Below are 7,287 nucleotides of genomic sequence, written 5' to 3'. Positions count from 1 at the left end.
CATATTGTCAACACTATCCAGCGCCGACAGATTATATACTATGACTAATTACACAAAATTATTTACAGACCCAATTCAATTTTTTTAATGTGATACCAGATGAGATAGGGCGATGATTGCCTCCTATGTGACCGATAAGTTACTCAAAGAAATAGCGTTAACGATTGCTTTGGATCATTTTGATCGGCCTCCAATATAGGACTCTCCTTGCAACATAGGGTTCCTATTCCAGCCCAACGACCGTGTCAATCTCTCTCGCACAGCACCAGATGCCAACGGGTGCTGGATAACCCTGCATCAATCTTGGTAAGTGCAGCCGGTTAAGCTTTTCTTAATCTATTTGTGAGATATTAAAAGACAATTTGATTTTAATTTATCCATCATGCGCATCAAATCCATTACGGAACTACAGGCCTTTATCGTTGATGAAAAAAAGATAGCGCTTGCAAGTCATTTGTGGGAATCGTCTCAACCCATTGCCAACACCCCAGCAGAAAAGTACCTGGTCGACGTGCGGAAAATTCCTGCGGCCGTTGCCCGAAGCCTTTCGTTCAAACACTTACGTGGCCCTTTGGGCATTAAAGCGCTGGATGAAAACAAACCTTACCGTGATTATGTGGTCACCCCTGTTCATGATCTCGATAATAAATTAATTGGCGTACACCTCATTCAAGTGGGGGTAGACGGTCAGAAAGCACAAGGTTCATCGCGCCATTTCTATTGTAAAACATACATTGGAGCTAGCAATCCACCCCGTTCGGGTCAGGCAGCCCTTATCAATCCAGGTGTTTTTCGCGATACGGTCTACCTTGCGGAAGGGGTTGAAACGGCGGCCAGTGTTGCCGTTATCGATGAAGTCAGGGAACAGCACGCTATCCTTGCGTCGCTGGGTGTTGATGCCTTGCCGACAGTATTGGGGTATGTGAAAACCCATTATCCTCCCGGTGCAAGAGTGGTCTTTTTAAAGGATCATGATAAGGATAATTCCGCTGCTAATCAGGCATTTTTCGAAGCACAGAAGTTGTTTAGTGACGCGGGTTACGAGGTGGTTGTTAAAGAGCCCCAATTAGAGGGAACCGACTGGAACGATGTCCTTCAACATGAAGGCCCCCAAGGGGTCGGTCACTATTTTCATGATCTGGTGTCAGAAATTGGACCTGAATCGGAAACAGACAATGTCAGTTCAGAGTCAACACAGGAGAAAAGAAGTCACCGAGTGCCTCCGGCTCTGATTCGATATTTTGATAGCATTTACAATGAACTGCTGGGTTTAGAATATTTTGCAGAGCAAAAAGCACTTTTTTTGAAGATGATTCATGCCTTGACTGAACTGGGGAAACGAGTCTCTCAATGTTATGAAGCCTTGGCTCATGATGAAGAGTTCAGGTCCACGATCCTCGAGCTGAAAGACATCCGAGCGGCATTGAAAATCATGGATAAGGCCTGGATTCACCTGACAGGTCGACGATTGGAAGGCTGTCCAACAAGCCTTCAGCTGTTTAAAACCAACTTAAAAATGTATGAGGCAATCAACACCAAACGCAAAAAACTGCTCAATGAAGAAATAGAAATTTTTTCTGTCAGTGATCATGATGAAGCGGCTGTATACCGGGCTTATTACGTTACGCTCGAGCTCCTGCTGGCTCACCTCACGGCTCTGTCTGAGCAGGATAAGGAATTGTTTAAAAACAGGACGTTTTCAAGCAATCGATTGGTAGCAATCAGTAAGGAAATCCTGGTTCTTAAAAAATGCCTGCAGGAAATGCCACAGGAGACCGGTGCCATAGGGATGTTACAGGAACAGATACAATGCCTGGAGGCCGAAAAGAAATTTTTTCGTGGTGAGGTGGCAAAGCTCAACAATCAGCTTAAATTATTGCCAAATCACACCGGGTTTACCGGTGAGTATGCCCGCTATTCCCGCCATTTCGTCGATTTTGTTAATCACAAATTGCGGCAATGTGAATTCAGCTATTCCAGGATCAGGCAATTGTTAACAAAGGAAAAGGAAGCGATACGCAGTTGCCTGCAAAAGGATTACGCTAAACTGGGTGATAAGGCATTGGCCTCCTGCCGGAAACATCTGGAAAGCGAGTTAGCGCTGTTGGATAGGACGATTCAGAATTTAAAAAAGGGAACCGGATTACAAATTGAACAATTGGAAAATTCATTGCCGCGTTCGTCAGAACGTTTTTACCACTATCACCAGGCCTTGCGAGAATTAGAGGATCTGCCGTTGCAAGCGCGGCGTTTACAGGAATGGTTAAATAATCTGGCTCTGTTTAAAATGGCAGGCCCGCTGATTTATAGTTATCCCGAGACGGAGTCCAACGCGGCTTTTGTCGATACCTTTTTGGATTACGATTCGGATGAAGAGGAAACAATAGACTCGTTGACTTCCGCGGTCCTTGAGACGGCTGGTGGTCACGAAGATTTAGACGGAGATAATGAGCAATTCGGGCCGCTAAAGCGTACCGCGTGCAGACTCTTCGGTATCGATCCGCACGATATTAGTGAGGATCTATTGCTTACCATCGCCGATTTTAGCGAAAAGCTGTCGGTGAGCCTGTATAAATCGTTTACCCTGGTTGATCCGGAAACCAAGTCCAGGCAGGAATTTGACGGAATTGCACTTCGCGGCCATTGCTTGACCATCATTGAGCGTAAAGCAAATGATGGAACGGGCGATGGTGTTCTGCAACGCAATTTCTGTCAACATAAAATCATGGCTAAAATGCAGTTTTTACAGAAAGGCATTATCAGTAAAATCATGCATCATCCAACGCCGCAAAACTGGTTGCTTCTTGATGTCCCTGCCTCTGAATCCTGGTATAGCAAGCAGTTTACTGCCGATATTAAGGAACGTCTGGTGCAGGCCGCCAAAGCCAAGCTCCTGGACGCGTTTAAAGCCATTACTCTGGAGTTTACCTTAAATCGAAGCCAGGCTTTTGTCAGAGAAAACTACCAGGGCTTGTTTTTTAACAGGCAGCACGGCTTATGCGATGTGCATATCCGATTGTCGACGCAGCAAAAAGGCAATGAAAAAATTGCCCATGAGCGGATTGAGAAACTATCAGGCTTCCGCTCGGCTTCCCGTGCGGGTTAACCTGTCTTGTACAGATTCTTCATAGGCTAATCCCGTAAACCCGTGCCTTTTTTAAGCAGATACAGGTTGAGAAGGGTCAACAGAAACAACATGACCAGAATGACTACCATGGCTTGGGTCATGGGGATCTCGTCCTGATTGATCATCGCGTGTCGCAAGGCATTTACCATGTAGAGAATGGGATTAAAATGAGAAACTGTCTGCCAGATGCCGGGCAGCATGCTGGTTGAGTAAAAGACGCCGCCCAGATAGGTCAGGGGGGTTAATACGAAGGTCGGGATAATCATGACGTCATCAAAATTACGGGCGACCATGGCATTGGTAAAGCCAGCCAGCGAAAAAATAGCCGAGACGAGAACAACCACCAGGCAGGTCATGCCGACGCTGTACAGTTCTATTGTCACGAAAAAACAGGAGACGACGTAGACAAGCAGTGCCACGATAACTCCGCGCAGGATACCGCCCAGGATGTAACCCAGCAGCAATAAACTGTCGTGCATGGGGCTGACCAGCATTTCTTCAACATTTTTTTGAAACCGTGAGCTGAATAAGGACGTGGAGACGTTACCGTAAGCATTAGTAATGACCGACATCATGATCAAGCCCGGAGCAATAAACGTGGTATACAAGACACCGCCGACAGGCCCTATCCGCTCACCGATTAAGGTTCCAAAAATTAAAAAATAGAGGGCAGTGGTGATCACCGGCGGTAAAAAAACCTGGCTTGCGATGCGAAACATACGGACTAATTCACGTCGTACCAACGTGTAGAGAGCGATAAATTGACGGTTAATGGTCATGGTTGATTAAATCCAGAAAAAGTTCTTCCAGGCGATTGGTTTTGTTACGCAAACTATGGATACGCAACCCCTGCTCACTCAATACTGAAAACACGTCGTTTAACGATACCTGATTATCGACCCGTAATTCGAACGTATGATTATCAATCAGGGTCGCACTAAACGGCTCAAGTGGCGGCAGCGCGGCAATGGGTGATTCCGTATTCAATACAAAGGTCTGATGGTGAAGTGTTTTCAACAAGGCCCTCATGGAGGTGTTTTCGATAATCTGGCCTTGATCGATGATGGCAATGTTTTTACACAATTGTTCCGCTTCTTCCAGGTAATGGGTGGTTAAAATAATGGTTGTCCCCTGGGCATTGGTTTCTGTCAGGAAATCCCACATGCTGCGGCGGATTTCAATGTCAACGCCGGCGGTGGGTTCGTCGAGAATCAAGACCTTGGGTTGATGAATCAAGGCGCGGGCAATCATTAAACGCCGCTTCATACCACCGGACAGATGACGGACGATGCTGTGGCGTTTTTCCCACAAACCCAGTTGTTGCAAAAGCATACCGGCCTGCTCCTTGGCTTGCTTGCGGCCAATGCCGTAAAAGCCGGCCTGATTAATCAGGATTTGCTCACAGGCTTCAAAGATGTTGAGATTGAATTCCTGCGGTACCAAACCCAGACAGGCCTTGGCATAGTCGGGCCGTTCATCGAGATCATAACCATAAATAGAAATTTTTCCCGAGGTTTTGGTGACTAAAGTGGTAATTAAACCAATAGTAGTGGATTTGCCCGCGCCATTCGCGCCAAGCAAGGCAAAAAAGTCACCCTTTTCCACGGTTAAATCAATGCCTTTTAAAGCCTCTACCCCGTTGGCATAGGTTTTACGCAAATCAGTTATTTCAAGGGCGTGCATAATCGCTTAAACAAGAAGGAATTCCCATTACCCACGAGAATATCAGGTTTCTTGGATTTTATAAATTAAGCCAGGATCATGCGTTGTGTTTTAAGCCAACCGGCAAGGCTATAACGCATTTCGTGGGTTTCGCAGACTTCATGGGGGAGTTGGCTGTCAAAACAGATGAAACGGTTACCCAAAGGCAGCACCGTTTGCAGGGGTTCATCCTGGTGATTGTAGAGCTTCAATTCACCACCCCATGCAGTCTGCCAGCTTGTGTTTAAATAATAAACACAGGAAATGCGTCTATCGCGGGTATTTTTGAATTGATCAACATGCCGACGATAAAAATCCCCAGGTTGATAAATGGCAAAATGGGTTTCGAAATGGGCCAATCCTAAGTAAAAAGCCTGATTCAGTGCGTTGGCTAATTGATGTATGGCGGTATAATAGGTTTCGATGGCCTCATGTTCGGGTGTATCGGAAAGCCAACGGATTTTATCCCGCCGGATGCTTTGATCGTGCAGAGCGTTAAGCTGGCGGCCAATGCGAGCCTGTTTAAACTCACCAGTTTCCACCATGGTTTGGGCGAATTTAAGTAATTGATGGCAGGTGGCATCGGGTAGAAAATTATCGATGAACCAGTAGCCTTCAGTATGCAAACCCTCAATCAGTTGAGTAAAATCAAGCACAGCGACCCTCAAGCATTCATGGTATGCTGGAATTTTACCCAAAAAACGGGCAATTAACAGCCTGTTAATCCCAATAAGGGTATTTTCTTGCTGGCACACAGGGGCTATCGACGTATTCGCCATTGATTTTCAATACCATATTGACGCTGCGGCGGTGATAGCGGGTTAACACATCGAATTGTGCAGGTGTCAGGTACCCATACGTATTGCCGCAATAGACCAATGATTGGGCCGCATGGGAGGGTTTTACTTGCATGGGAATATCACAATCCCAGCGAAACCGGGTTAAATCGCAATTAGCCATTGCAGTACTTAGGGGCAATGTGATTAAAATAACTACGAGACTTATTGTTTTCATGCGGTTTGCTCCTTGCCTGTTCTTATTATTAACCGATGGGCATGCTGACGATCGATAGAGCTCTTTTATGACTATAGATTATTTTTTAAGAGCCTGCTGACGAAATTGGAGAGGAAATGCTCGGATCGACTGAGGAATACTTAGCCTTATTGCGGCAAGGGCAGTTATTAGACGCACTGGAATGGATTTTATTTCTCGAGCAATCCTATGGTGGAAAAAAGGAACAACTCTCGGCTGATCATTTACTGCCTGTCGCTATTTATGAATTAATCAATCATGGTTTTACTCAAGAAAAGGACCTCGCTTCCATTGTCATTTTATACGCCCTGATCAATGAACAGCCCTCGGTGTTACCGGGGACGCTGGATTATGCCGCCACCATGCTTGTCAGTGCCGCCATGCAATGCTTAGTCTATGAGGATTTGCACATCATGGGTGAATATAAACAACAACCCTTAATGACTAATCTTCACGCGATTGAAAAATTGATTTCACAGGAAACCAGTAGCTTCACTGCATCGATAAACCGTGAGGGACTAGGTAAGAAAGCTGAGAAACTAAGACTGCTCGCTAAAAGTAATCCATTCTGTAAAAAAATTCAAATCACGCGAAACCACCTGGCCATGTTGGACCTGTGTCAAAGCTATGCCGAAGAATTAAAAAACCAGAACGGTATGGCATTTGGACTCAGGGCGGGTATTGTACAGACTTTGTATAGTCAACTGCAAAAAAGAATCGGCCATGATGAAGCCGATAATTTTCTGAAAGAATATGTCAATAAACTACGGCAAATGGGCCCAGAACCCTGGGAAGAAAATTTGTTTTTATCGCAATTGTCACCTAAAGGGGTCGTGGAGGATTTCCTCGAGAATACCAAAGCCTCCTTTCAATTGTTTATCGGGAATTGGCTGACCCGTTTGATCACCCATGCTGAAGTCGAGTTGCCCAAAGAAACCGAACCAGATAAACAGAGGCCTCAGCTGTAACCTTCATGCGTTAATAGATCGTGCTTGTAATTTAATGCTTTCGCATGCCCCATGTACCCACCTGGGTTATCTTTGCCAACAACGCGATGGCAGGGGATGAAAAGAGCCAGGGGATTGCTTTTACAGGCTTGTCCAATCGCGCGGGGGCTGGATTGCAGGGTATTGGCTAGTTCGCCATAAGTAACCGTGCGGCCTACCGGGATGACCAACAGGGCATTCCACACGCGTTGCTGATACGGAGTCCCCAATGGTTTTAAAGGCAACTGAAAGCGATGATTTGGATCGCGGAAGTAACTGGATAGTTCATGCTCAATGGTTCGGCACAAGGCCGGGCATGTAAGAGGTGCAGGGGTTTCAAGAGGGGTATGAGTGAATGCTGCTTGAAAAACAAAATGCTCATCATACTGGACATTAAGCCAGCCAATAGGGGTTTGATAAGCCGTTAAACTAAGCATAGCG

The 7,287-nt window shown here is 45.8% G+C and carries 7 protein-coding genes; 2 read left to right on the top strand and 5 right to left on the bottom strand.

Going from position 1 to position 7,287, the window contains the following annotated elements:
• The first annotated feature begins 382 nt into the window (after positions 1-382).
• Positions 383-3,106 (top strand): toprim domain-containing protein, encoded by a 2,724-nt coding sequence (locus Lery_RS00840; protein WP_058525350.1) that lies wholly within the window; start codon positions 383-385, stop codon positions 3,104-3,106.
• A gap of 26 nt (positions 3,107-3,132) precedes the next feature.
• Here Lery_RS00840 and Lery_RS00835 read toward each other — a convergent pair whose 3' ends face one another.
• The 4 genes from Lery_RS00835 to Lery_RS00820 all read right to left on the bottom strand — a co-directional run bounded on the left by Lery_RS00835 (position 3,133) and on the right by Lery_RS00820 (position 5,842).
• Positions 3,133-3,906, bottom strand: coding sequence for an ABC transporter permease (locus tag Lery_RS00835; RefSeq protein WP_058525349.1), 774 nt, complete (start codon positions 3,904-3,906; stop codon positions 3,133-3,135).
• Complete coding sequence (locus tag Lery_RS00830; RefSeq protein ID WP_058525348.1) at positions 3,896-4,810, bottom strand: ABC transporter ATP-binding protein; 915 nt, start codon at positions 4,808-4,810, stop codon at positions 3,896-3,898. Before Lery_RS00830 ends, Lery_RS00835 begins: the two co-directional genes overlap by 11 nt.
• A gap of 65 nt (positions 4,811-4,875) precedes the next feature.
• A complete protein-coding gene (locus tag Lery_RS00825) occupies positions 4,876-5,484 on the bottom strand; it encodes a 2OG-Fe(II) oxygenase (protein WP_058525356.1) in 609 nt (202 codons plus the stop codon).
• Positions 5,485-5,548: 64 nt separating this feature from the next.
• Positions 5,549-5,842 (bottom strand): hypothetical protein, encoded by a 294-nt coding sequence (locus tag Lery_RS00820; protein ID WP_058525347.1) that lies wholly within the window; start codon positions 5,840-5,842, stop codon positions 5,549-5,551.
• A gap of 116 nt (positions 5,843-5,958) precedes the next feature.
• On the opposite strand from Lery_RS00820, the gene Lery_RS00815 reads away from it, so the two are divergent.
• A complete protein-coding gene (locus tag Lery_RS00815; protein WP_058525346.1) occupies positions 5,959-6,828 on the top strand; it encodes a helical bundle domain-containing protein in 870 nt (289 codons plus the stop codon).
• Here Lery_RS00815 and Lery_RS00810 read toward each other — a convergent pair.
• Positions 6,819-7,283, bottom strand: a complete 465-nt coding sequence (locus Lery_RS00810; protein WP_058525345.1) for a methylated-DNA--[protein]-cysteine S-methyltransferase — start codon at positions 7,281-7,283, stop codon at positions 6,819-6,821. The genes Lery_RS00815 and Lery_RS00810 overlap by 10 nt on opposite strands.
• Positions 7,284-7,287 lie beyond the last annotated feature (4 nt).

It is taken from the genome of Legionella erythra (assembly GCF_001467615.1).
GTDB classification, from domain to species: domain Bacteria; phylum Pseudomonadota; class Gammaproteobacteria; order Legionellales; family Legionellaceae; genus Legionella_C; species Legionella_C erythra.
Note: the sequence above shows the minus strand (reverse complement) of the source record. Positions and strands in the feature narration are given on the sequence as shown.